The organism is Mesorhizobium sp. M2A.F.Ca.ET.037.01.1.1 (genome assembly GCF_003998075.1).
Lineage (GTDB): Bacteria > Pseudomonadota > Alphaproteobacteria > Rhizobiales > Rhizobiaceae > Mesorhizobium.
In genome coordinates this window covers 1-412 of the sequence record NZ_RZSA01001850.1, presented here as the reverse complement: position 1 = coordinate 412, position 412 = coordinate 1, and the positions used below count along the sequence as shown (strand labels likewise).

Sequence of the window (412 nt, the reverse complement as noted above, 5' to 3'; positions counted from 1 at the left end):
GAGCAGAAGCTCGGACCCCGGGTGGAAGGTCTTGTCGCCAGGGTCGGCGCGATGAAGTTCGACACCGGGGATCCCGAGCGCCTTGTGGCGCAAGGCGTGCCGGCCGGCGACGAGGACATCCTTTTCCTCGTCCTTGCGCATGATGTCGACGATATGGCGGATGGCGGGCTGGCATTCGCGCCCAAATATGGCCGGTCGATTGAATCGCGGGGGGCTGCCTGCGCCATTCTGGCCCGGCGCATCGGCCGCGAGAGCCTTGCTGCCACTATCGAAGCCTATGGCAGCCGCTATGCGGCGCTGGGGTGGGCGGCTGCGCTCGAGGATAGCAGGTTGGAAGGTTTTCGCATTGCGCCGAATGTGCGCAACTACCTCAAATTGCGCCGCGACAGGCTGCGTGGAGCCCGGGTGGAGG

The 412-nt window shown here is 65.8% G+C and carries 1 pseudogene; it reads left to right on the top strand.

Annotated features, from left to right (window positions below):
• Positions 1 to 21 precede the first annotated feature (21 nt).
• Positions 22 to 412, top strand: a pseudogene (locus EOA27_RS40145) (hypothetical protein); the annotation flags it as partial.